This window comes from Streptomyces sp. NPDC002499, from assembly GCF_053595415.1.
The window spans coordinates 202905-225242 of record NZ_JBSFXO010000010.1 but is presented as its reverse complement, the minus strand read 5'-3'; the positions used below and the strand labels follow the sequence as shown (position 1 = coordinate 225242).

Annotated in this window: 21 protein-coding genes and 1 tRNA gene; 14 read left to right on the top strand and 8 right to left on the bottom strand. The window is 72.5% G+C overall.

All coding sequences use genetic code 11. The features are described from left to right. Positions 1-21: 21 nt before the first annotated feature. Both ACWD5F_RS28670 and ACWD5F_RS28665 read right to left on the bottom strand, forming a co-directional pair. Entirely contained in the window at positions 22-891 is an 870-nt protein-coding gene (locus tag ACWD5F_RS28670; RefSeq protein WP_451258580.1) for a spermidine synthase, read from the bottom strand. Positions 892-953: 62 nt separating this feature from the next. Continuing rightward, entirely contained in the window at positions 954-1391 is a 438-nt protein-coding gene (locus ACWD5F_RS28665) for a hypothetical protein (protein ID WP_451258578.1), read from the bottom strand. Between the two features lie 300 nt (positions 1392-1691). Between ACWD5F_RS28665 and ACWD5F_RS28660 the strand changes: the two genes are divergently transcribed. Continuing rightward, on the top strand, positions 1692-3197 hold the full coding sequence (locus ACWD5F_RS28660) for a tetratricopeptide repeat protein (RefSeq protein ID WP_451258576.1): 1506 nt from the start codon (positions 1692-1694) through the stop codon (positions 3195-3197). Positions 3198-3241: 44 nt separating this feature from the next. On the opposite strand, the gene ACWD5F_RS28655 is transcribed toward ACWD5F_RS28660, so the two are convergent. Beyond that, positions 3242-3838, bottom strand: coding sequence for a histidine phosphatase family protein (locus ACWD5F_RS28655; protein WP_401726869.1), 597 nt, complete (start codon positions 3836-3838; stop codon positions 3242-3244). Between the two features lie 200 nt (positions 3839-4038). On the opposite strand from ACWD5F_RS28655, the gene ACWD5F_RS28650 reads away from it, so the two are divergent. From ACWD5F_RS28650 to ACWD5F_RS28620, 7 genes are all read left to right on the top strand, one after another. Next, on the top strand, positions 4039-4974 hold the full coding sequence (locus ACWD5F_RS28650) for a phosphatase PAP2 family protein (protein WP_451258574.1): 936 nt from the start codon (positions 4039-4041) through the stop codon (positions 4972-4974). Further along, a complete protein-coding gene (locus ACWD5F_RS28645; RefSeq protein WP_451258572.1) occupies positions 4871-6250 on the top strand; it encodes a hypothetical protein in 1380 nt (459 codons plus the stop codon). Before ACWD5F_RS28650 ends, ACWD5F_RS28645 begins: the two co-directional genes overlap by 104 nt. Then, positions 6241-7842, top strand: a complete 1602-nt coding sequence (locus ACWD5F_RS28640; RefSeq protein ID WP_451258570.1) for a hypothetical protein — start codon at positions 6241-6243, stop codon at positions 7840-7842. Before ACWD5F_RS28645 ends, ACWD5F_RS28640 begins: the two co-directional genes overlap by 10 nt. After that, complete coding sequence (locus tag ACWD5F_RS28635) at positions 7839-9173, top strand: AAA domain-containing protein (RefSeq protein WP_451258568.1); 1335 nt, start codon at positions 7839-7841, stop codon at positions 9171-9173. Before ACWD5F_RS28640 ends, ACWD5F_RS28635 begins: the two co-directional genes overlap by 4 nt. Before the next feature lie 271 nt (positions 9174-9444). Then, the gene (locus ACWD5F_RS28630) at positions 9445-9810 is read left to right on the top strand and encodes a hypothetical protein (RefSeq protein ID WP_451258566.1); all 366 of its coding nucleotides are present in this window, start codon (positions 9445-9447) and stop codon (positions 9808-9810) included. A 140-nt stretch (positions 9811-9950) separates the two neighbouring features. Next, positions 9951-10532, top strand: a complete 582-nt coding sequence (locus ACWD5F_RS28625; RefSeq protein ID WP_401726879.1) for a bifunctional DNA primase/polymerase — start codon at positions 9951-9953, stop codon at positions 10530-10532. Further along, positions 10523-10596, top strand: a tRNA-Lys gene (locus ACWD5F_RS28620). The genes ACWD5F_RS28625 and ACWD5F_RS28620 overlap by 10 nt, the downstream gene beginning before the upstream one ends. A 199-nt stretch (positions 10597-10795) precedes the next feature. Here the strand turns inward: ACWD5F_RS28620 and ACWD5F_RS28615 are convergent. Further along, on the bottom strand, positions 10796-12073 hold the full coding sequence (locus ACWD5F_RS28615) for a M6 family metalloprotease domain-containing protein (RefSeq protein ID WP_451258564.1): 1278 nt from the start codon (positions 12071-12073) through the stop codon (positions 10796-10798). Positions 12074-12385: 312 nt separating this feature from the next. Here ACWD5F_RS28615 and ACWD5F_RS28610 point away from each other — a divergent pair, with 312 nt between their 5' ends. Then, on the top strand, positions 12386-14203 hold the full coding sequence (locus ACWD5F_RS28610; protein ID WP_451258562.1) for a putative bifunctional diguanylate cyclase/phosphodiesterase: 1818 nt from the start codon (positions 12386-12388) through the stop codon (positions 14201-14203). Here the strand turns inward: ACWD5F_RS28610 and ACWD5F_RS28605 are convergent. The 3 genes from ACWD5F_RS28605 to ACWD5F_RS28595 form a co-directional block, all read right to left on the bottom strand. After that, positions 14182-15270, bottom strand: a complete 1089-nt coding sequence (locus tag ACWD5F_RS28605; RefSeq protein ID WP_451258560.1) for an LLM class flavin-dependent oxidoreductase — start codon at positions 15268-15270, stop codon at positions 14182-14184. The two genes, ACWD5F_RS28610 and ACWD5F_RS28605, sit on opposite strands and share 22 nt — an antisense overlap. Positions 15271-15387: 117 nt before the next feature. After that, positions 15388-16140 carry a maleate cis-trans isomerase family protein gene (locus ACWD5F_RS28600; RefSeq protein WP_451258558.1) on the bottom strand — a complete coding sequence of 251 codons (753 nt, stop codon included), beginning with the start codon at positions 16138-16140 and terminating at the stop codon, positions 15388-15390. Next, entirely contained in the window at positions 16137-16925 is a 789-nt protein-coding gene (locus tag ACWD5F_RS28595) for a maleate cis-trans isomerase family protein (protein ID WP_451258918.1), read from the bottom strand. The genes ACWD5F_RS28600 and ACWD5F_RS28595 overlap by 4 nt, the downstream gene beginning before the upstream one ends. Positions 16926-17073: 148 nt before the next feature. Between ACWD5F_RS28595 and ACWD5F_RS28590 the strand changes: the two genes are divergently transcribed. Together ACWD5F_RS28590 and ACWD5F_RS28585 are read left to right on the top strand one after the other, a co-directional pair. After that, a complete protein-coding gene (locus ACWD5F_RS28590; protein ID WP_451258556.1) occupies positions 17074-18039 on the top strand; it encodes a D-2-hydroxyacid dehydrogenase in 966 nt (321 codons plus the stop codon). A 53-nt stretch (positions 18040-18092) separates the two neighbouring features. Beyond that, complete coding sequence (locus tag ACWD5F_RS28585) at positions 18093-19508, top strand: amidase (RefSeq protein WP_451258554.1); 1416 nt, start codon at positions 18093-18095, stop codon at positions 19506-19508. On the opposite strand, the gene ACWD5F_RS28580 is transcribed toward ACWD5F_RS28585, so the two are convergent. Beyond that, on the bottom strand, positions 19489-19983 hold the full coding sequence (locus ACWD5F_RS28580; protein ID WP_401726894.1) for a DUF3830 family protein: 495 nt from the start codon (positions 19981-19983) through the stop codon (positions 19489-19491). The genes ACWD5F_RS28585 and ACWD5F_RS28580 overlap by 20 nt on opposite strands. A gap of 47 nt (positions 19984-20030) precedes the next feature. Here ACWD5F_RS28580 and ehuB point away from each other — a divergent pair, with 47 nt between their 5' ends. The 3 genes from ehuB to ehuD are packed head-to-tail and all read left to right on the top strand — an operon-like array spanning position 20031 to position 22338. Beyond that, positions 20031-20975: an ectoine/hydroxyectoine ABC transporter substrate-binding protein EhuB gene (gene ehuB, locus ACWD5F_RS28575; RefSeq protein WP_451258552.1), complete on the top strand. Its 945-nt coding sequence runs from the start codon at positions 20031-20033 to the stop codon at positions 20973-20975. Continuing rightward, on the top strand, positions 20972-21691 hold the full coding sequence (gene ehuC / locus ACWD5F_RS28570) for an ectoine/hydroxyectoine ABC transporter permease subunit EhuC (RefSeq protein ID WP_451258550.1): 720 nt from the start codon (positions 20972-20974) through the stop codon (positions 21689-21691). The genes ehuB and ehuC overlap by 4 nt, the downstream gene beginning before the upstream one ends. Next, on the top strand, positions 21688-22338 hold the full coding sequence (ehuD, locus tag ACWD5F_RS28565; RefSeq protein WP_124000211.1) for an ectoine/hydroxyectoine ABC transporter permease subunit EhuD: 651 nt from the start codon (positions 21688-21690) through the stop codon (positions 22336-22338). The genes ehuC and ehuD overlap by 4 nt, the downstream gene beginning before the upstream one ends.

The window sequence follows — 22338 nt, the reverse complement described above, 5'->3', positions numbered from 1 at the left end:
TGAGACGGCAGTTGGCGGCCGTCAGCGGAACACCGAGGGTGGCGGGGCCGGCGAGGCCACGGCCGCCGCGTCCGTGACGGGGGCCGCGCCGCCGGTGAAGTCCAGCAGGGCGCGGCCGTGTTCGACGCGGCCGGGGTGCGGGTCGGAGGCCGCGCGGCGAGCGAGTTCCGCGAGCGGCAGCGGAGTGTCGGAGGCGACCAGGACCGCGTTGCCGAACCGTTTGCCGCGCAGCACGGTCGGGTCGGCGATCAGGGCGAGTTCGGGGAAGCGGGCGGCGGCGGTGGCGATCTGGCCGCGCAGATGGGCCAGCGGCGGTCCGTCGGCGAGGTTGGCGGCGTAGCAGCCGCTCGGGCGCAGCACGCGGCGGACCTCGTCCAGGAACTCCGTCGAGGTGAGGTGGGCGGGCGTACGGGCCCCGCTGAAGACGTCCGCGACGACGAGGTCGGCCCATCCGTCGAGCACCTTGGCGAGCCCTTCGCGCGCGTCGGCGGACCGCACCCTGATCCGGGCGGTGGTGTCCAACGGCAGCTGCCGGCGCACCAGTTGGACGAGCGAGGCGTCCCACTCGACGACCTGCTGGGTGGACCGCGGCCGGGTGGCGGCGACATAGCGGGCGAGGGTCAGCGCACCGCCCCCGAGGTGCACGACGTGCACGGGCTTGCCGGCCGGCGCGACGAGATCGACGACGTGCCCGAGCCGGCGCTGGTACTCGAAGGAGAGATACGCGGGATCGTCCAGATCCACGTGCGACTGCGGCGCCCCGTCGATCAACAGCGTCCAGCCCCGCGCCCGGTCCCGATCGGGTATGAGCTCGGCGAGCCCACCGTCGACGGCCTCGACGACGGCTTCAGCACCGGCCGACCCGCGCCGCGCGTTCCTGGACTTTCCCATGGACCCATTATCGACGGGCGCGGGAGCCGCCGCCTGCGCGCGCGTGGCCGCCGTGGACGACGTCAGCGGCAGTTGTCGGCCGCCTCGATCAAGCGGGCCGCCTCGCCCAGTGCCTGGCGCAGGACCGCCGGGTCGGTCGCGAGGTCGGTGTCGCCGGGTGGGAGGAGCCAGTCGGAGCCCTCGACGGGGGGCTCGGGGGGCAGGCGCAGGCCGCGGCCGTCGGTCTCCGTACAGGTGCTGCCGGGGACGTCCCAGGCGGCGGCGGTGCCGGAGGGGACGACGAAACCGAGGGTGCCGCAGCCGTCGTCGTGGAGTACGGGGCCCATCGCGTCGCAGGCGCCCCGGCGCAGGATGTCGACCGCCTCCAGACCCTGCCGCGTCGGCACCGTCACCAGGTCGCAGGCGGAGTCCGTGCCGGGCGGTGCGCCGCCGTCCGGTGCGGACGTGAACCCCGCCGTCGTCACCGGCGTACGAGGATCGCTGCTCTGCCTGGTTCGCATCCTGGACTCCACCACGGAACCCCTCCTTGGACGAAGCGGCTCGGGAGTCGGGTGGCTCCCGGTCCTGCCGGGTTCAACGCGCCGCCGCGTCAACGGCTACGGCGGAAATCCGCCGCAAAGGATGGCAGTTCATGGCAGATCCCGGATGAGATATCCGGTTTGTAGCCAAACCCTGCGTGCCGGGTCGGTGACAGCGGGTACGTTCATGCCCGCCGGAAATCAAGGGCGATCCCGTTGACAACCAGCTCAAGTCGCCCGGAATCCGGCTTGGTTCGACGGTTCGCACGAGAGGACCCGGCCATGGCGTCGTCAAAGGTGACCTCGTCCCAGCCCACCCGCCCACCACGGCCGAATCTGGCCTTCCGACAGCTGCGCGGCCGGCGCTCACCGGCCGAGTTCGCGGCGGCCGTACGGCGCTCGGCCCGTGAGATCGGGGAGCGGGTGAGCTGCGACGCGCGCTATGTCGGCCGGGTCGAGGCCGGCGAGATCCGTTGCCCCAACTACGCGTACGAACGGGTGTTCCTGCACATGTTCCCCGGCCGCACGCTCGCCGACCTGGGCTTCGCACCCCGCTCGTCCGTACGCGGCCGTGGGGCGCGTGCCACGGATGAGACGCAGGGGGCGCGCGATCCGTATGACACGAAGAACCCGCAGGGCGCGCGCGATACACACCCGCATGAGGGGGACCCGTACCGCACGCACGCGTACGACCCGCCCGACCATCACGAGAACCGTGAGCTCCACGAGAACGACGGGCTTCACGAGAACGACGAGAACGACGAGGAGAGCGACGTGCTACGTCGCGCATTCATGACCGGCGGGGGCGCCACGGTGGCCGCCGCCTCGCTGGGCCCCTTCGGGCTCGCCTTCGACGCGGCCGCCGCGGAACGTCCCGTGCGCCGGGCCGGGGCGAGCGACGCGGGCGCCCTGGAGGAAGCCGTCCGCAGGATCCGGCTGCTCGACGACCGGCACGGCGCGGACGGCCTCTACCGGCGCGCGGCGGCTCCGCTGCGCGCCGCCTACGCGCTGCTCGACGCCGGCGCGACCCGGCAGACCACCGCCGACCGGCTGCACTCGGGCGCGGGTGAACTCGCCATCTCGGTGGGCTGGTTGGCGCACGACTCGGGGCGCTGGGACGACGCGCGTTCGCACTACGCGGAGGCGCTCGCGACCGCCCGGATGACCGGCGACGACGCCTTGGAGGCGCACGCCTTCTGCAACACGGCGTTCCTCGCGCGGGACGCCGGCCGGCCGCGCGAGGCGGTGCGGGCCGCGCAGGCCGCGCAACGCGTGGGGCGGGCCCTGGGTTCGTCCCGCCTGATGTCGCTGCTCGCGCTGCGCGAGGCGGGCGGCTGGGCCGGACTCGCCGACCGCGTCGCCTGCGAACAGGCGCTGGCCCGCGCGCAGACCCTCTACGAGCGCGGCCCCTCGGACACCGACCCCGAGTGGATGACCTTCTACGGGGAGGCCGAACTGGAGGGCCTGGAGGCGCAGTGCTGGTCGACGCTGGGCGACTGGTCCCGCGCCGCCCGCCACGCGCGCCGTGCGGCCCGTCTCCAGGACCCGCACTTCACCCGGAACATCGCCCTCTACACCGCGGAACTCGCCGACGACCTGGCCCGCGGCGGCCACCCCGACGAGGCCGCGACGGCGGGCCTGCGCGTCATGGACCTCCTGGACCAGGTCCAGTCCTCCCGCGTCCAGACGATGCTCGCGACCACCGCGCGCGTGCTGCTGCCGCACCGCCGGGCCTCGGGTGTGTCGACGTTCCTGGAGAGGCACGCTTCACGTCCGCGGATGGCGTGACGGGGGCGCGAGCGTGGGGCGTACGGGCGGAGCCTCGCGCGCCGTCAGTTCGTCAAGTGCCCCAAGTCGTTCCAGCTCTCGATCGCCGGTTCGCCGTAGGCCCAGCCGAGGACCGACAGGGACGTCGGGTTGAGGCGTATCCGGGCCGCGAAGTCGAGGGGGAGGCCGAGCCAGCGGGCGCCTATGGAGCGCAGGATGTGGCCGTGGGCGAAGACGAGGACGTCGCGGTCCTCGGCGCGGGCCCAGGCGACCACCTCGTCGGCGCGGGCGGTGACGTCGGCGAGGGACTCGCCGTCCGGGACGCCGTCGCGCCAGATGAACCAGCCGGGGCGGACGGCCTGGATGTCGTCCGGGGTCATGCCCTCGTAGGCGCCGTAGTCCCACTCCATGAGCGTGTCCCAGGGCTGGGCGCGCTCGCCGAACCCGGCGAGTTCGCACGTCTCACGCGCGCGTGCCAGCGGGCTGGTGCGCACCTCGACGCCGGGCAGCCCGCCGAGCGGGGCCCGGTGCAGGCGCTCGCCGAGCAGCTTGGCGCCCCGGCGGCCCTCCTCCAGGAGCGGCACATCGGTCCTGCCCGTGTGCTTGCCGGACAGCGACCACTCGGTCTGTCCGTGGCGGGCCAGCAGGATGCGCGCAGCCATGGGTGAGGAAACCTTTCCGGGATAACCAGAGGCGGACCGGATCCATCATCGCGCACCCTGGAGGAGGGCAACCCGACGGCCGATCTCAGCGTCTTTGAGGGCCGGGGGCCGCGCCACGAGGGCGCGCGCATACGCCGTAAAGTGGCACGGCCGGACCACCGGGCGCCGCACGAGACGAAGGGGGAGGGGATCGGAAGCCGATGACCGAGACACCAGGCACCGAGACAGCCCCGCGCGCCCGCCTGCGCTGGTGGACCGAGCTGCCGCTGATCCTGCTGGTGTACGCGTGCTACTCGGCCGGCCGGCTGCTCGCCCGCGGCAACGAGATCGGCGCCGTCGACCACGGCCTGACGATCCTGCGCATCGAGAAGGCCCTGCACCTCAACGCCGAGCACCCGCTGAACCGGCTCTTCACGCGCGAGGCGTGGCTCGGCGTGCCGGCCGACTTCTGGTACGCGTCGCTGCACTACATGGTCACGCCCGTGATCCTGATCTGGCTGTTCAGGTCGCGTGCGGTGCACTACCGCGCGGCTCGCACCTGGCTGATGACGTCCACGTTCATGGGCCTGATCGGCTTCACCCTGCTGCCGACCTGCCCGCCCCGGCTGCTGTCCGCGGGCCACGGCTTCGTCGACACGATGGCCCAGTACAGCTCGTACGGCTGGTGGGGCGGCGACGCCAGTGCCCCGCGGGGCCTGGGCGGCATGACCAACCAGTACGCGGCGATGCCGAGCCTGCACGTGGGCTGGGCGCTGTGGTGCGGGGTCGTGCTGTGGCGGTTCGGCGGGACGCGGCTGACGAAGGCCGCGGCCGTCGCCTACCCGCTGCTGACCACGATCGTCGTGATGGGCACCGCGAACCACTACTTCCTCGACGCGGTGGCGGGCGCGGCCGTGATGGGCGCCGGCTTCCTCCTGACGCCGTACGTGATGCGGGTGGCGAACCGGATCCGCAAGCGGCTGCCCTTCGCCTCAGCACCCTCTCCCGGCGCAGGTTCCCCGATTGTCAGTGCCGGATGCCAGACTTCCGCAGGTGAGCGATTTCCACGGCAGCGCGAGTCCCGGATCGGTTCCGGAGCCGAGCCCGACGCCTCTTCCACCGACGCGGGAGAAGGCGCTGCGGCAGCGGCTCGCTGAGCTGCGCGGTCCCGGCGTACCGGCCAAGGCCCTCGACGCCCGCGCCCTGGCGGCGCTGGCAGCCAACCCGGGGTGCAGACGGCGCGCGATCCTCGACGGGGCCGGGGTGGACAAGACGGCGGTGGCCGGGGCGCTGGGCTCCCCGGCCGCCTTCGGCCAGTCCCAGTTCGCGATCACGCGGGGCAACGCGTTCGAGGCGAAGGTCAAGGCGGACGGCGGCGCGGAGCTGCTGCGGCTGGTGCACGAGCGGCTGGACGCCGGGGCCGAACCGCCCGCCGACGCGCGCGTACCCGACCTCGCGGCGATCGGCCCCGAGGGCCGCGCGGCCCGTACGGCGCTGGCGCTGCGCGAGGCCGGTGAGGCGCCCGGTGCCTGGACGCTGCTCGACCACCCGATGCTGGCACTGGACGTGGCGGGCTCCCCCGCCTTCCTGGAGCCGGACGCCGTGGTGGTGCACCCGGACGGCAGCTGGACGGTCGTGGAGATCAAGTCCTTCCCGATGCTGGACGGTTCGGCGGACCCGGCGAAGGTCGGCGCCGCCGCCCGCCAGGCCGCGGTGTACGTGCTGGCCCTGGAGCAGGTCGCCGCCCGCCTCGACCCGGCGCCTTCGGTACGGCACCGGGTGCTCCTCGTGTGCCCGAAGGACTTCTCCAACCGGCCCACCGCCTCCGCTGTGGACGTCCGCAAGCAGCGCGCGGTCACCGCCCGCCAGCTGGCCCGCCTCACCCGCATCCAGGACATCGCCGACGCCCTCCCCGAGGACACCTGCTTCTCCCCCGAGCTGCCCGCCGCCGAGCTGACGGCCGCCGTCGAGTCGGTGCCCGCGGCCTACGCGCCCGAATGCCTGTCCGCCTGCGAGCTGGCCTTCCACTGCCGCGACCACTCGCGCGCGGCCGGCGCGGTGACCACCCTGGGCCGCCCGGTCCGCGCCGAACTGGGCGGCCTGACGACGGTCGAGGACGTCCTGGCGGCGTCCCGCGGCGAGACCGGAGACCCCGACGACCCGGCGGTGGCGGCCCTGCGCAGGGCCGCGGCGCTGCGGGCGGAGGCCTTGGCGGCGACGCACCCGGCCGACGACCGGGCGACACCGCTCCCCTTCGACGGAGAGCACGCACCGACCCGGCGCCTCCGCTCCGCGGGAGAGCCGGGAGAGCAGGACCCGGCACACCCCGACCCCGCCTCCGCCGGCGACCCGGCACAGCCGCCCCCGGCCACCTCACGGACCGGCCCCGTGCAGCCTCCCCGCACCCCCTCGGAGAGCGCCCAGTGTCGCTGATCTCCACACTCGCCCGGCTCGAAGCCGTCAGCACCGGCCGTGCCCAGCCCGCCGCGACCGTCCGGCACCGGCATCTGTCCGGGCAGCCCCTGGTGTTCGTGCCGCTCACCACCGCCGGTGAGGCCGGGGCGCCGCTCGGCGCGCTGGTGGGCACGGACCGGGACGCGCCGCGCCTGCTGGTCGTGCCGCAGCCCCGGGACCGTGACCTCAGGTTCGCGTTCCTGGCCGAGCTGGCGGACATCGTGCTGCCGTACATCGACGGGTTCGCGGAGGACGTGGAGGCCGCCGAGCGCAACGAGACCGATCCGGAGACCGGCAAGCGTGTCAAGGTCGAGGTCGAGCTGTGCGCGGACGCCCCGCAGCTGATCGTGCCCAGCCGCGCGGGCCTGGACTTCGTCCGGCTGCTCGGCCGCTCCATGCGCTTTCGCCGTACGGCCGAGCAGGACCCGGAGACGCCGTATCCCGCGCCCCCGCGCGTGCCGCTGCTCGGCCGCTGGCTGACGCACTACGGGGAGCGGTCCCGGGTGCCGGGTTCCTCGCTGCTGCTGGCGATGACGGACGTCCTGGCCCGGCACTGGGCGACCGGACAGTCCACCCTGGAGGACCAGCACCTGGGCGCGCTGCTCGCCTGGATCGACCCGCCGGAGGGCACGACCGGCGCGGAGGCCGCGCTGCGCGCCGAGCTCGCGCGGGACGCGAAGGGCCAGTTGCTGTGCCCGCCGGCCGGTCCGGCCACCGACCCGGCGTTCGACAACAAGCTGCTCGCCCCCGCCCTGGACCGGCACTACCGCGCGCGTACCGCGCTCGCCGCCGCCGAGGACGGTCTTGAGGCGGACGACCGGCTCGGTGAACTCACCGCCGCCGAGCGGGAGATCCGCGCCCTGGTCGAGAGCCGGACCCGGCCCGCCTGGGACGCGGTGTGGCACGGCCTCGACCTGGTGCGGGCGCTGCCCGAGGGCGCCCGGGTCGAGGAGCGGTGGACCCGGGACCGGTGGTCGTTCACCGCGCACCGCGACCGGATCGTCGCGGGCGAGCCCCCGCAGCCGCGCCGCGACGACGCGGTGACCGCGGCCAACAAGCTCGCCGCGCGCGAGCGCGAACAGGCCCGCCTGGAGGCGCAGGAGGCCCTGGACGACCCGCTGGTGATGGCGGGGCGGCGGCTGTCCGGGGAGGCGTTCGCCGGTGAGGTGACGGACGTGGTCATGGCGTACAGCGAGGGCAAGCGCCCCAGCCCGCGCCCGCTGGTCACCGTCCGCACGGACGACCGGCCGCACCTGGGCGAGCGGGCCAAGGTGTTCCGGTCGCTCGGCGGCAAGCCGCAGGCCGCGGAGTACGTCGGCCACGAGGAATCCCCGTCGGGCGACGCGCTGATCGTGCTGCGCGTCCTCGACAAGATGGGGCGCGGCAAGGAGCCCGAGACCGGTTCCGTGCCCGAGAAGGGTGACCGGCTCTGCTTCACGCTGTTCGAGCACGAGCAGCGGGGCGGCCCGAAGCTGCCCGACCCGGAGGCGACCCCGTGGACGCACGGCGGCCCGCCCGGTGAGGCCGTCACGGAGGCCGCCGATCCCCTGACCTCGGAGGACGTCCTGTGACCGCCGCCTTCGACCCCGGTGCCGCGGCGACCCGGGCGACCGACGCGATCCTCCACGACACCCTGCACGGCAGCCACCGGGGCGTGGTCGTCGACTCCCCGCCCGGCGCCGGCAAGTCCACGCTCGTCGTGCGCGCCGCGCTCGAACTGGCCGACGCGGGGCGCCCGTTGATGGTGGTCGCGCAGACGAACGCGCAGGTCGACGACCTCGTCCTGCGCCTCGCGGAGAAGAACCCCGAACTCCCCGTCGGGCGGCTGCACAGCAGTGACGCCGACCCGTACGACAAGGCGCTCGACGACCTGCCGAACGTACGCAAGTCGGCGAAGGCGGCGGACCTGGCCGGGCTGTCGGTCGTCGTCTCCACGGCCGCCAAGTGGGGGCACGTGAAGGTCGACGAGCCGTGGCGGCACGCGATCGTGGACGAGGCGTACCAGATGCGCTCGGACTCGCTGCTCGCCGTGGCCGGGCTGTTCGAGCGGGCGCTGTTCGTGGGCGACCCGGGCCAGCTGGACCCGTTCGCCATCGTCGGCAGCGAGCAGTGGGCGGGACTGTCGTACGACCCCTCGGCCTCCGCCGTTACCACGCTGCTCGCGCACAACCCCGAGCTGCCCCAGCACCGCCTCCCGGTGTCCTGGCGCCTGCCGGCATCGGCGGCGCCGCTGGTCTCCGACGCGTTCTACCCGTACACGCCCTTCCGCAGCGGCACGGACCACGGCGACCGTCGCCTGTCCTTCGGCGTCCCCGCCGACGGCTCGGGGCCCGACCGGGTGATCGACGAGGCCGCGGAGTCCGGCTGGGGCCTGCTGGAGCTGCCCGCGCGGCACACCCCGCGGACGGACCCGGAGGCGGTACGGGCGGTGGCGACGGTCGTACGACGACTCCTGGACCGGGGCGGCGCGGCCACGTCGGAGCGCTCACCGGATCCGACCCCGCTCACCGCGGACCGCATCGCCGTCGGCACGGCCCACCGTGACCAGGCGGCCGCGGTCCGGGCGGCACTCACGGAACTCGGCGTCACGGACGTCACCGTCGACACCGCGAACCGTCTCCAGGGCCGCGAGTACGACGTCACGGTCGTCCTCCACCCGCTCTCGGGCCGCCCCGACGCCACCGCCTTCCACCTGGAGACGGGCCGCCTGTGCGTCCTGGCCTCCCGCCACCGGCACGCCTGCATCGTGGTCTGCCGCGCCGGCGTGACCGACCTCCTGGACGACTACCCGTCCACGGAACCGGTCCAGCTGGGAACGCTGGTGAAGTTCCCGGACGGCTGGGAGGCGAACCATGCGGTGCTGGCAAGACTGGCGGAACACCGGGTGAGCTGGCGGCCCTGATCAGCGGGCGCTCCTCCGCACGCCGCCCCTCGCCGGACGGAGTCCGGCACTCCGCCGGAGGCGGCCGATGAATACAGCCCGGACGGCTGGGAGGCGAACCACGCGGTGCTGGCAAGACCGGCCGAACACCGGGTGAGCCGGCGGCCCTGAGCCGGGGCCGCCGGCCGGCTGATGTGAGCCGTCGTGGTGGTCTTGCGCGGGCACGAGACAATGGACGGTGGCCCGGTCACATGACAGGGCGCCCGCGACGTACGTACGAGGAGGAGAAGACATGGCGGAGCCCACGCCGCGTCGGAACGAACCGCGGCTACGCCCCGCGCCCCTGCTCTTCGAGCCCGCCGAGGCGGCCGCCGATCCGGAGCACTTCTTCGACCTGGAGTCGATCGACGACCCGCACGCGCTGCTGGCCCGCTCCACGGAGCTGGCGCAGGCGTTCCGCGCGGCGGCGGACCGGGCGGTGGAGTACCAGGCGATGGCGGCGGCGCAGCTCGCGGATCCGCGGCGGTTCGACCGGCTGACGGCCGCGGACATCGCGGAGCGGGCCGAGTGGACCGAGGACTATGCCAAGAAGATGGTCGAGTACGGGCAGCGCCTGATGCGCGGCGCGGAGGGCGGCGGCGGCCCCGACCCGGTCTGAGGCGAGGGGGACCTGCCCTCTCCCCAACCACCCATGTCGGCATATGCCAGGCGGGCAAGATACTCCGCCCCACCCTCCCCTGTCCCGATTTCCGGCAACTCTCAGAAACGGAACGCTCACGCCCGGTAGATCTTGATGCCATGAGCACCGAACCCGACCAGCCCTTCTCCGACCGTTGCGACGTCCACGGAGTCACCCGGGACGGCGCGATCTGGCTCGCCTCGGCAGGAACGTATCCGCGCAGCACGCTCGCCCTCTGGGAAGAGCGGCCCGACGCACCCGTCGTCTTACCGTGCGGTTCCGTCTTCGACGTCGTCAGCGTGCCCGCGGTCTTCGGACGCCGCATGCTCGACCGGCTGTGGGAGGAGGGGCCGGGATCGGGGCCGGTGGCGGTGTTCCGGGGCCGGACGCTGTTGTTCGCCGCGCCGGGTACGGCGCAGCGGTTGCCGTCGCTGCTGCGCTGGGAGGAGTTCGGCCGCACGGGCGCGATCCCGTCCCTGCTGTGCCACGGCAACGGCGACGCGGTGACCGTGCCGGCGCCGCTGGCCGGCGCGCCCGCCTCCCGTTGGCTGGTCGCCCCGGACACCCGTCACCCGTGGCTGCCAGGCCCCGAAATCGTGCTCTGGGCGGCCGTCCGAGCGGCCCGCTCAGCCGTGCGGATATCGATTTTTCCTCCCGCCGATCAGGATGCTAAGGTCTACGACGTCAGCAGGCGCCGCTAGCTCAGTTGGTTAGAGCAGCTGACTCTTAATCAGCGGGTCCGGGGTTCGAGTCCCTGGCGGCGCACAGACACCGAGGGCCTCTCGCAAACGCGAGGGGCCTTCGTCGTCAGTACAAGTTCTCTCCGGCTCCGCGCGGGCTGCTGGGGGTCCGGGGGTTATCCCCCGGGAGATGCAGCATCAGCGGGTCCGGGGTTCGAGTCCCTGGCGGCGCACAGACAGTGAAAGCCCCTCGCAATTGCGAGGGGCTTTTCGCATGCTCGGCGCTACCCCACCGAGATCCTGACCGTCCAAGCCCCCGAAGCCGTCCTCCCCTCCACCGCCACCCGTACCTTTCCGCCCCGTGCCGTGCCGCCCGGGACGGTGAAGTTCTCGCCCAGGGCGACCGGGGCGTCGGCGAGCGGGGGGTAGACCGAGTTCTCCCAGCAGGCCTCGGTGCGCGGGTGGGCGTCGATGACCTGGATGGGGCCGTCGCCGGACTGGGCGCCGCTGCTGATGCGGTAGACGAGGACGCCGGACCGGCACACGGCGGTGTCGTTGCCGACCGGACCGCGCGCCTCGAAGGCGAGCGCGCTGTCGGGGCCGGTGCGCACCACCGCGAGCTTGGTGCCGCGTCCGAGGCCGAAGGCCGGCGAACCGGCCGCGCCCGTCACCGGCAGCCCCGGCCCGGCGCCGAGCGGTTCGAGGGTCAGCCGGGTGGTGCCCTGTCCTCGCGCGCACACCACCTGGCGCGGCTCCAGCCAGCCCAGCTTCCACTTGTGCCAGCCGAAGAGGTCGGGCGCCATGCCGAACTGGCTGCCCATCAGGTCCCAGTCCCCCACGTACGTGTCCCAGTCGCCCTTGCCGTCGACCGGCCGGTGGTAGAGGTCCGGCAGATCGAAGACGTGCCCGGTCTCGTGGGCCAGCACCAGCCGGTCCGGCGGATGCTTCTCGAAGACCGTGACGACCCGCCGGATGTCCGTGCCGTCGGCCCGCAGCGGGGTGTCCATGTTGACGACCTTCGTGGCGTCCGAGTCCACGCCGGGCGCGTCCGGGTCGGCGACGAAGTACACGACGTCATACCGGGAGAAATCGACCTCGGGGTCGGCGGCCGCGAGCGCGTCGCGCAGATAGGCGGCGCGGTCCGCGGCGTGCCAGTCGCGCTGTATGGCGTACGCCGTGGACGGCCGCGGCATCCGGATCCAGTGGTTCAGCGGGTGCGGGTCGAGCGAGAACCGGCCGTAGGAGGCGCGCTCGAAGAAGCGGCTGGTGGCCGGGAAGTGGTCGGCGGCGAGCTGGGCCGGCGTGGTGCGCGGGGCCGCGTCGGGAAAGGAGAGGAAGACCATCACGGCGTCCAGCCGGCGGGCGGGTCGCGGGTATGCCGCGTTCCAGGTGTCGACGCCCTCCGAGTGGTGGGCGTCGGTGCGCTGGAGGGCGCACGGGGCCGCCGAGAACGGTTCGGCGACCGAGGGCCCGGTGAAGAGCGAGGTCGCCGCGAGTGCCGAGAGGGTGGTGAACACCGCGGCGGTGCTGCGCAGTCGGGGCCGGGGGAACTGACGCGGCAACTGAACCTCCGGGAGCGGATCACGGGACACCGCACCCAGCCTCTTGGAGATTGTCGTACTACGCCCTGTTTGTCTGCACCAGAAGAGTGAGTCAGCCGAAAGACCGTCAGAGACGACACCCCGAACCGCTCACGGAACGTCACAACTGGTCGGAGGCCAGATGAACACGTCCAGGTGCGGGCAGAAACGATCTGTCAGAACGGTCGCCCGATCCTGGACACTGGACAGTGGCTGGAAGGCCCTTGGGTCTGCCTCTATGATCGGCACACTTTCCTGCACGGACAGAGATCGAATGCACTGCGGGAGCGAGCGGTGAGCGGAACGTCCGAAGGGCCGGCGCCCGCGGCAGACCTCGATCGGTCCGCCGTCACAGAGAGTGACACCATCTATCGGTCCGTCTTCAGGACCTCTTCCCTCGCGATGGCCGTCGTCGACCGCGAGGGTCTCGTCGTCAGCGCCAACGACGGTTTCGGCGCCCTGTTCGGCAGCGCGCCCGACGCGTTGACCGGCCGGGTCGCCGCCGACCTCGTCGACCTGGCGTCCGACGCGCGCACCTGGCACGCCTACCGCGAGGTGCTGCGCGGCCGGGAGGCCAGACTGCGCTGCACCCGCCGGCTGAAGCGGCCGAACGGCGAATCGGTGTGGGCGCAGATCGCCGTCGCACCCCTGGCCGCGCCCGGGGAGGGCATCCTGCTGTCGGTCGCCGACATCAGCGCCCAGCACGAACTCCAGGACCGGCTGCGGCACTTGCAGATGCACGACCCGGTGACCCGGCTGCCCAACCGCACCCTGTTCTTCGAGCGCCTGACGGCCGCGCTGGACGCGGAGTCCTACGCCGACGGCGGCACCGGGCGGATCGGGCTGTGCTACCTGGACCTGGACGGCTTCAAGGCCGTCAACGACACGCTCGGCCACCGCGTCGGCGACCGGCTGCTGTCCGCCGTGGCCGAACGCCTCACGCGCTGCGCCGACGAGGTCGGTCAGGGCCGGGCGGGCGCCACGCTGGTGGCCCGGCTCGGCGGTGACGAGTTCGCGCTCCTCGTGGAGGACTCGACCGGCACCGAGCAGCTGGCCGACCTCGCCGAGTCCGTCCTGGAGTCGGTCCAGGCCCCGTTCGACCTCGGCGGTCAGCGGGTGTCGGTGTCGGCGTCCATCGGCGTCGTCGAGCGGCTCGCGACGGGCACCACCGCGACCGCCCTGATGCAGGCCGCCGACACCACGCTGTACTGGGCGAAGGCCGACGGGAAGGCCCGCTGGACGCTCTTCGACCCGGAGCGCAACGCCCACCGGATGACCCGCCAGGCGCTCTCGTCCTCGCTGCGCCCGGCCGTCGAGCGGGGCGAGTTCGCGCTGGAGTACCAGCCGCTGGTGGGGATGGAGGACGGGCGGCTGCGCGGGGTGGAGGCGCTGGTCCGCTGGAACCACCCGCAGTTCGGCATGCTGACGCCGAATCGCTTCATCACACTGGCCGAGGAGGACGGCTCGATCGTGCAGCTCGGCCGCTGGGTGCTGGTCACCGCCTGCCGGCAGGCCCGCCGCTGGCAGCTGGAGCACCCGGACCAGCCGCCGCTGTTCGTCAGCGTCAACGTGGCGGTCCGGCAGGTCTGGGACTCCGACCTGGTCGCGGACGTGGCCAAGACCCTCGCGGACACCGGCCTCGCGCCGCACCTGCTCCAGCTGGAGCTGACCGAGTCGGCGGTGATGGGCTCGGCAGGCCGGCCCCTCCAGGTGCTCCAGGCCCTCAGCGACATGGGCGTCGGGATCGCCATCGACGACTTCGGCACCGGCTACTCGAACCTCGCCTACCTCAGCCGGCTGCCGGTGTCGGTGCTGAAGCTGGACGGCTCGTTCGTACGCGGTTTCCAGTACGAGAGCGACGGCACCACGGGCGCGCCCCCGAACCCCGCCGACGAGGTGATCGTGGAGGCGATGATCCAGCTCGCGCACCGGCTCGGGCTCACCGTCACCGCGGAGTGCGTGGAGACCTCGGCGCAGGCCTCGCGGCTGCGCCGGATCGGCTGCGACACCGGCCAGGGGTGGCTGTACTCACGGCCGGTGTCGCCGGATCGTATCTCCGAGCTGATCGGCCCCCGGACCCGCTCCGGGGATCAGGTGGTCGGCAACCCGTAGGCGTCCGCGATCAGTTCGTACGAACGCAGGCGCAGGTCGCCGTTGTGGGCGTGGGACGTGAGCATCAACTCGTCGGCGCCCGTGCGCTTCTGGAGGTCGTCGAGGCCGGCGCGGACCTCGTCGACGGTGCCGTGGATGACGTTGGCGTTCCAGGAGGTGATGAACTCCCGCTCCATCGGGCTGAATTCGTACGCCTCGGCCTCTTCCGGGGTGGGCACGAGTCCGGGGCGGCCGGTGCGCAGACGGACCATGTTGAGGGAGGCGGCCAGCACCTGGCGGCGGGCGTCCTTCTCGTCGTCGGTGGCGAGGGCGGAGACGCCGATGAGGGCGTAGGGGGCGTCCAGGACCGCGCTCGGGCGGAAGGACTCGCGGTAGAGGTCGAGCGCCGGGACGGTGTTCTGCGCGGAGAAGTGGTGCGCGAAGGCGAAGGGCAGGCCCAGCACGCCGGCCAGGCGGGCGCTGAAGCCGGAGGAGCCGAGCAGCCAGATCGGCGGGCGGTGCGGGGACTGTACGCCGCCGGGCGAGGTCGACTGGATCGGGCCGGGGACCGCGTGGATACGGCGGTAGGGGTGGCCGTCGGGGAAGTCGTCGTCCAGGAAGCGGGTCAGCTCCGCGAGCTGCTCGGGGAAGTCGTCGGCGCCTTCGTTGAGGCGTTCCGTGCGGCGCAGGGCGGCCGCGGTGGCGCCGTCCGTGCCGGGGGCGCGGCCCAGGCCCAGGTCGACGCGGCCGGGGGCCAGCGCCTCCAGCGTGCCGAACTGCTCCGCGATGACCAGCGGGGCGTGGTTGGGCAGCATGACGCCGCCCGAGCCGAGCCGGATGCGGTCGGTGTGGGCGGCGAGGTGGGCGAGGATCACGGCGGGCGACGAGGAGGCGACGCCGGGCATGGAGTGGTGCTCGGCGACCCAGTAGCGGTGGAAGCCGCGTGACTCCGCGAGGCGGGAGATCTCGACGCTGGTCTTCAGGGCTTCCGTGGCGGTGCGGCCCGCGCCGACGGTGACCAGGTCCAGTACGGAGAGGGGTACGGGGGCGGTGCCCTGTGCGGTGCCCCGGATCTCGTCTGCCGTCACGGTGAGTGCCTCCTGGTTTTGGGCGTGCCTGTACTTCCCGGCCTAACAGGAGGCACTCTCCGCTTTATTCCCTGGGGCTGCGCCCCAGACCCCGCTTCGGCCTGGACGGCCTCGTCCTCAAACGCCGGACGGGCTAAAAGATGCCTGCACCAGGGGCTCGCGCGTGAAGAGGGTCCCGAGCCTCGGTGCGTTCACCCTGCGGTCCGCCAGGCGTAGGCCCTCCCAGACCGTGACCTGGTTCGCGGTGAGGACGGGCTTGCCGAACTCCCGTTCCAGGGTCTCGATGTGGGCGGCGGTGTGCAGGGCCGTGTCCGGGAGGAGGATCGCCTCCGCGTCCGGGGAGTCCGCCTCGCGGGCCAGCGCGAGGACCTCCTTCTCGTCCCAGGTGCCGACCTCGGCGGCCGTGACGATGCCGGCGCCGCGGACGCCGGTCACCTCCGCGCCGCCGGCCCGCAGGAACTCCGCGAAGAGTTCGGCCACGTCGTCCGGGTAGGTCGCGCCGACGGCGACCCGGCGCAGGCCCAGCTCCTGGAGCGCGTGCACGAAGGCGAAGGACGTCGAGGAGGCCGGCAGACCCGCCGTGCGGGCGAGGGCGCGGACCTGCTCGTGGGCGCCCTCCCAGCCGTACACGAAGCTGCCGCTGGTGCAGGCCCAGACCACCGAGTCCGCGCCCGCCATCCGCAGCTCGCCGACGCCCGCCGCGAGCCGGTCGGCCGAGCCCATCTCCAGCAGCGCGTCCACCCGGTGCGCGTCCTCGCCGATGTCGGTGTGGACGACGTCCAGGCGGATGTCGCTGCCGAGCAACTGCTCGATGCGCGGATAGTCGTCCTCGGCGGAGTGGCCGGGGTAGAGGAATCCGAGTGACGTCATGGTGAGCCTTCCTGCTGCTGTTCTTCGGCCGGCAGTACGGGGCCCGGGCGCGCCGCCGGATCGATCAGCGCTTGGTACGGGCCCACCGCCCGGGTACCCAGTCGGCGCAGCGCGGCCCACATCGTCACCTGGTTGGCCGAGATCACCGGTATGCGCAGTTCCGCCTCCAGTTGGGGGATGACGTCGTAGGTCGGGAGGTTGGTGCAGCTGATGAACAGGGCGTCGGCGTCGCCGCGGACGGCCGTGCGGGCCATGTCGGCCACCTCGCGGTACGGGACCTTCCAGATGTGCCGGGTCAGGCCCATGAAGGAGCAGCCGGCGACCGTGACGCCCGCCTCGGCCACGTACTCCTCCAGGGCCCGTGTGACCGACACCGTGTACGGGGTCACCAGGGCCACCCGGCGGGCGCCGAGCTCGGTCAGCGCTTCCAGGAGCGCGCCCGAGGTGGTGATCGAGGGGACCGCGCCGGCCCGGGTCATCGCCTCGCACATCGCCCGCTCGCCGGCGATCCCGCCGACGAAGCTGCCGGAGGTGCAGGCGTAGCCGACCACCTCCGGGGAGATCGCGGTCAGGGTGCGGACCGCGTCCTCCAGGGTCTCGTGCTCGCTCACCAGGCGGGCCAGATCCAGGCTCACCTCGACCGGCACGTACGGCGTGCGGGTCAGGTGCAGGGAGACCTCGTCCGGGACCCAGCGCCACAGCTCGCGGTCCAGAGCGAAGTCGAACGGGGCAACGACGCCGACGCCACGCTGCGGGCGAGGTCCACCGAGAAAGGAGACGTCCATGACGGGCACCGCCCTCACAGTACGAAACAGGGTGAGCAACGGACCGTACGAACGCCCGTGTTGACGAAGGTAGGTTCGGGTGCGAGCGTGGTCAAACCCCGCATGTCAGACGGCTGCCGAGACCCACCCGCACGCAGAAACGGCCCCCATGACCGCACCCGCTCCCCTGTCCCGGACCACCCTTCTCGTGCTGGACGCCGAACCGCTTCCCCGGCTCGGCAGTCTCACCGGACGCGCCAGCGTCGAGCATGCCGACGAGTCGACGCTCGCCGAGCGACTGCCGTACGCCGACGTCCTGTTGGTGTGGGACTTCGCCTCGCGCGTGGTGCGGTCCGCGTGGCCCGGCGAGGGGCCGAGGCCCCGCTGGGTGCACACGGCGAGCGCGGGCGTGGACCACCTGATGTGTCCCGAACTCGCCGCGTCCGACACGGTGGTGACCAACGCGCGGGGCGTCTTCGATCAGCCGATCGCCGAGTACGTCGCCGCGCTCGTCCTCGGCATGGCCAAGGATCTGCCGCGGACCCTGGAGTTCCAGCGGGAGCGGACCTGGCGGCACCGGGAGACGCAGCGGGTGGCGGGCACGCGTGCGTGCGTGGTGGGGTCCGGGCCGATCGGGCGGACCATCGCCCGCACGCTCAAGGCGCTCGACATCACCACGGCGCTGGTCGGCCGCACCCCGCACACCGGTATCCACGGCCCCGACGACCTGGACCGGCTGATCGCCCGCGCCGACTGGGTGATCGCCGCCGCACCGCTCACCGAGCAGACGCGGGGCATGTTCGACGAGCGCCGTTTCGGGGTGATGCAGCCGTCCGCGCGGTTCATCAACGTCGGGCGCGGGCCGCTGGTCGTCGAGGAGGCGCTCGCCCAGGCGCTCGCCAAGCGCTGGATCGCGGGCGCCGCGCTCGACGTCTTCGAGCACGAACCCCTCACCCCCGACAGCCCGTTGTGGCAGGTGCCCGGCCTGATCGTGTCCCCGCACATGAGCGGCGACACGGTCGGCTGGCGGGACGAACTGGGCCGGCAGTTCGTGGAGTTGTACGACCGCTGGGAGGCCGGACGGCCTCTGTTGAACGTGGTCGACAAGAACCGCGGGTATGTACCAGGACGTTGAGCACACGGGTGGTTGACCACCCGGACGCCGAACACCCGGACGCTGGAGGGCAGATGACGGACCTCGCCGAGCTGACCGCCGCACAACTCCTCGACGGCTACCGCAAGGGCGAGTTCAGCCCCGAGGAAGCCACCCGCGCGACCCTGGAACGGGCCGAGCGGATCCAGCCCGAAGTGAACGCGTTCGTGCGCCTGTTGGCCGACGAGGCCATCGCCCAGGCCCGGGAGTCGACGGGACGGTGGCGGCGCGGCGAACCGTCCGGCCTGCTCGACGGCGTGCCGGTCACGGTGAAGGACATCCTGCTGCTGCGCGGCTCACCCACCCTGCGCGGCTCCAGGACGATCTCGGAGAACGGCAGTTGGGACGAGGACGCGCCCTCGGTGGCCCGGCTGCGCGAGCACGGCGCCGTCTTCCTCGGCAAGACGACGACACCCGAGTTCGGCTGGAAGGGCGTCACGGACTCACCGGCGTCCGGGGTGACCTGCAATCCCTACGACCGCACGCGCACCGCGGGCGGCTCCAGCGGCGGCGCGGCGGCGGCCGTGGCCCTCGGGGCGGGCCCCCTCGCGCTCGGCACCGACGGCGGCGGCAGTGTCCGTATCCCGGCCGCCTTCTGCGGGATCTTCGCGCTGAAGCCGACCTACGGCCGGGTGCCGCTGTACCCGGCGAGCGCGTTCGGCACGCTGTCGCACGTGGGGCCGATGACCCGGGACGTGGCGGACGCGGCGCTGATGCTGGACGTCATCGGGGTGCCGGACGCCCGCGACTGGTCGGCGCTCGGCCCGCCGCCGGGGTCGTTCGCGGCGGGGCTCGGCGCGGGGGTGCGGGGGCTCAGGGTCGCGTACTCGCCGACGCTGGGCGGGCAGGTGGCGGTGCGGCCCGCGGTCGCCGCGGCGGTCCGGCAGGCGGTGCAGGGGCTGGCCGGGCTCGGCGCGTACGTCGAGGAGGCCGACCCCGACTTCGCCGATCCGGTGGACGCCTTCCACGCCCTGTGGTTCGCGGGGGCGGCCCGGGTGACCCAGCGACTGGGGCCGCAGCAGCGGGAGTTGCTGGACCCCGGGCTCCGGGACATCTGCCGGACCGGCACCCGCCTTTCCGCGCTCGACTATCTCGCCGCGGTGGACGTCCGGATGGAGCTCGGCCGCCGGATGGGCCGCTTCCACGAGTCCTACGACCTCCTCGTCACGCCGACGCTGCCGATCACGGCGTTCGAGGCCGGCGTCGAGGTGCCGAAGGGCTCCGGGCTGCGCCGCTGGACGGGGTGGACGCCGTTCACGTACCCCTTCAACATGACCCAGCAGCCGGCGGCGACCGTGCCGGTCGGCACGGACGGCGCCGGGCTGCCGGTCGGACTGCAGATCGTGGCCGCGCGGCACCGGGACGACCTGGTGCTGCGCGCGGCGCACGCGCTGTACGAGGCGGGGATCGCCGCGCCCGTCCCGGCCGGTCTCACAACCGCCGGAAGCTGAGCGTCTCCCCCGCCGCCCCGGTCCGCCACAGGTCGTTGCAGCCCTCGGCCAGCTCTTCGAGGCCCTCGACGACCTGGCCCCAGACGATGCCGGGCACCCAGCCCACATCGCCGTTCAGGAGCAGGTTGTTGCGCTCGTAGAACAGGGCCAGGTCGACCACCGTCGTACCGGCGCGGACCTCGCGGTCATAGCCGTAGGCCTTGGTGCCGAGTTCCGATCCGGCGAAGGAGAAATAACAGAGATCTCCGGGAATCGGGGTAACTGTCGGATTTTCCAGGGGCGGCTCCGATTCCGCGAACGGCGGGAACAGGGCGTAGATCTCGTTGCGCGCGTATTTGGCGTGATAGACGTCACTGCCGAGTGGCAGGGCGTCCCATACCGCGGCGCAGGTGAGAGGGGCGCGGTCGTCCAGCAGTTTCGCCCTGCCGGTGATTCCGCGTTTGACCAGGGAGACTTCTATGTAGCGGTCGGTCATGTCATCCATGGTGCATACATCGCATCGTCTCGGGTAGCCGCGCCGCCATGGCTCCACCACTTCGGAACGACAGAGGCACAAACAAGCCAGGCCCATCCGGCGCCACCGCCGGGACCAGCCGCCGATCGCTGCTCGCGGGGGTGGCGGCGCTCGGTGCGCTGGGGGCCGCGGGCTGCACGCGCGTGGCCACGGCGTCGACCACGGACGGCGGTGACCTGCTCGACCGGCTCAAGGCGGCGGGTGTCGTACGGCTGGGAATCGCCGGTGAGATCCCGTTCGGCTACATCGACAAGGACGGCGAACTGACCGGTGAGGCGCCGGAACTCGCCCGGGTCATTTTCAAACGGCTCGGGGTGGACAAGGTGCAGCCCGTGCCGACCGAGTTCGGCTCGCTGATCCCCGGCCTGAATTCACAGCAGTTCGACGTCGTGGCGGCCGGGATGTATGTCAACGCGGAACGCTGCGAACAGGTGATCTTCGCCGATCCCGACTATCAGATGCTCGATTCCTTCATCGTGCGCAAGGGAAATCCCAAAGGTCTTCACAACTACAAGGACATCGTCGCGAAGAAGGCCAAGTTCGCGACGGGGACCGGTTATGCGGAGATCCAGTACGCCGTCGAGGCGGGGTACAAGGAGAGCGACATTCTGATCGTGCCGGACCAGGTCGCGGGGTTGAACGCGGTCGAGGCCGGACGCGTCGACGCCTTCGCCGGTACGGCGCTGACCACCCGCGAAGTGGTGAAGAAGTCGGGCAAGGCCGAGGCCACGGAGGCCTTCGCGCCGCTCGTCGACGGCAAACCCCATGTCGACGGGGGCGCGTTCGCGTTCCGGCCCACCGAGACGAAGCTGCGCGACGCGTTCAACGTGGAGCTGCGCGCGATGAAGAAGAGCGGCGAACTCTTCCGCGTGCTGCGGCCGTTCGGGTTCACCAAGGCCGAGATGACCGACCTGACCGCGAAGGAGCTGTGCGGGGAAGGGGCGAGCGGATGACCTCGGGACTGTGGGACCTCGTACTCAAGGGCGTCTGGACCACGATCCAACTCCTCGTGTTCAGCGCCCTGTTGGCGGCCGCCGTCAGCTTCGTGGCCGGTGTCGCGCGCACCCACCGCCGGTGGATCGTCCGCTTCCTGGCGGGCGTCTACACCGAGGTGTTCCGCGGGACCTCGGCGCTGGTCATGATCTTCTGGGTGTTCTTCGTGCTGCCCCCGGCCTTCGGCTGGCAGCTGGTGCCGATGTGGGCGGGCACGCTGGCGCTCGGGCTGACCTACGGTGCCTACGGCTCCGAGATCGTGCGGGGTGCGCTGAAGGCGGTCGACCCGGCGCAGCAGGAGGGCGGGATCGCGCTCAGCTTCACGCCCTGGCAGCGGATGCGGCTGATCCTGCTGCCGCAGGCGGTGCCGGAGATGATCCCGCCGTTCTCCAACCTGCTGATCGAACTGCTCAAGGGCACCGCGCTGGTGTCCGTCATGGGCATGGGCGATCTCGCCTTCAGCGGCAACCTGGTGCGGCTCGCGCTCCAGGAGAGCGCCGAGATCTACACGTATCTGCTGCTCATCTACTTCGTGATCGCCTTCCTGCTGACGCGGGTGATGCGCGGTCTGGAGAAGAAGCTCAAGGCCGGTGTCGGCAAGGCCCCGCAGCGCGGGCCGGTCGCGGGTGAGCTCCAGCGGGCCGAGACGAGCGGGGTCGGAGGTGGTGTCGCGTGAAGTGGGACTGGAACGCGGTGGGCGACTTCATGCCGCACTTCTGGGACGGCCTGGTCGTCACCCTTCAGGCGCTCGCGCTCGGTTCGCTGATCTCGTTCGCGCTGGGCCTGGTCTGGGCGCTGCTGATGCGGACGCCGACGCGCTGGGTGCGCTGGCCGGTCGGGGTGGTCACGGAGTTCGTGCGCAACACCCCGCTGCTGGTGCAGCTGTTCTTCCTCTTCTACGTGCTGCCCGAGTGGGGTCTGACCTTCTCGGCGCTGACCACCGGTGTCTTCGCGATCGGGCTGCACTACTCGACGTACACGATGCAGGTCTACCGGGCCGGCATCGAGGCGGTGCCGGCCGGTCAGTGGGAGGCGGCGACGGCGCTGAACCTGCCGCGGGTGCGGACCTGGCAGGTGGTGATCCTGCCGCAGGCGATCCGGCGGGTGGTGCCCGCGCTCGGCAACTACGTGATCGCGATGCTCAAGGACACGCCGATGCTGATGGCGATCACCGTGCTGGAGATGCTCGGCCAGGCGCGGCTGTACTCCCAGGAGCACTTCCAGTTCACCGAGCCCCTGACGGTGATCGGCGTCGCCTTCATCGTCATCTCCTACCTGGCCTCCCTTCTTCTGCGAGCTCTGGAGCGACGTCTTGTCCACTGA

Excerpts from the sequence above, each read along its gene's own strand:
- ACWD5F_RS28580 (WP_401726894.1), bottom strand. The coding sequence starts at position 19,983 with ATGACCGACCGCTACATAGAAGTCTCCCTGGTCAAACGCGGAATCACC.
- ehuB (WP_451258552.1), top strand. The coding sequence starts at position 20,031 with ATGGCTCCACCACTTCGGAACGACAGAGGCACAAACAAGCCAGGCCCA.
- ACWD5F_RS28630 (WP_451258566.1), top strand. The coding sequence starts at position 9,445 with ATGGCGGAGCCCACGCCGCGTCGGAACGAACCGCGGCTACGCCCCGCG.
- ACWD5F_RS28600 (WP_451258558.1), bottom strand. The coding sequence starts at position 16,140 with ATGACGTCACTCGGATTCCTCTACCCCGGCCACTCCGCCGAGGACGAC.
- ACWD5F_RS28665 (WP_451258578.1), bottom strand. The coding sequence starts at position 1,391 with ATGCGAACCAGGCAGAGCAGCGATCCTCGTACGCCGGTGACGACGGCG.
- ehuC (WP_451258550.1), top strand. The coding sequence starts at position 20,972 with ATGACCTCGGGACTGTGGGACCTCGTACTCAAGGGCGTCTGGACCACG.
- ACWD5F_RS28650 (WP_451258574.1), top strand. The coding sequence starts at position 4,039 with ATGACCGAGACACCAGGCACCGAGACAGCCCCGCGCGCCCGCCTGCGC.
- ACWD5F_RS28585 (WP_451258554.1), top strand. The coding sequence starts at position 18,093 with ATGACGGACCTCGCCGAGCTGACCGCCGCACAACTCCTCGACGGCTAC.
- ACWD5F_RS28590 (WP_451258556.1), top strand. The coding sequence starts at position 17,074 with ATGACCGCACCCGCTCCCCTGTCCCGGACCACCCTTCTCGTGCTGGAC.
- ACWD5F_RS28660 (WP_451258576.1), top strand. The coding sequence starts at position 1,692 with ATGGCGTCGTCAAAGGTGACCTCGTCCCAGCCCACCCGCCCACCACGG.
- ACWD5F_RS28670 (WP_451258580.1), bottom strand. The coding sequence starts at position 891 with ATGGGAAAGTCCAGGAACGCGCGGCGCGGGTCGGCCGGTGCTGAAGCC.
- ACWD5F_RS28625 (WP_401726879.1), top strand. The coding sequence starts at position 9,951 with ATGAGCACCGAACCCGACCAGCCCTTCTCCGACCGTTGCGACGTCCAC.
- ACWD5F_RS28655 (WP_401726869.1), bottom strand. The coding sequence starts at position 3,838 with ATGGCTGCGCGCATCCTGCTGGCCCGCCACGGACAGACCGAGTGGTCG.
- ACWD5F_RS28595 (WP_451258918.1), bottom strand. The coding sequence starts at position 16,925 with ATGGACGTCTCCTTTCTCGGTGGACCTCGCCCGCAGCGTGGCGTCGGC.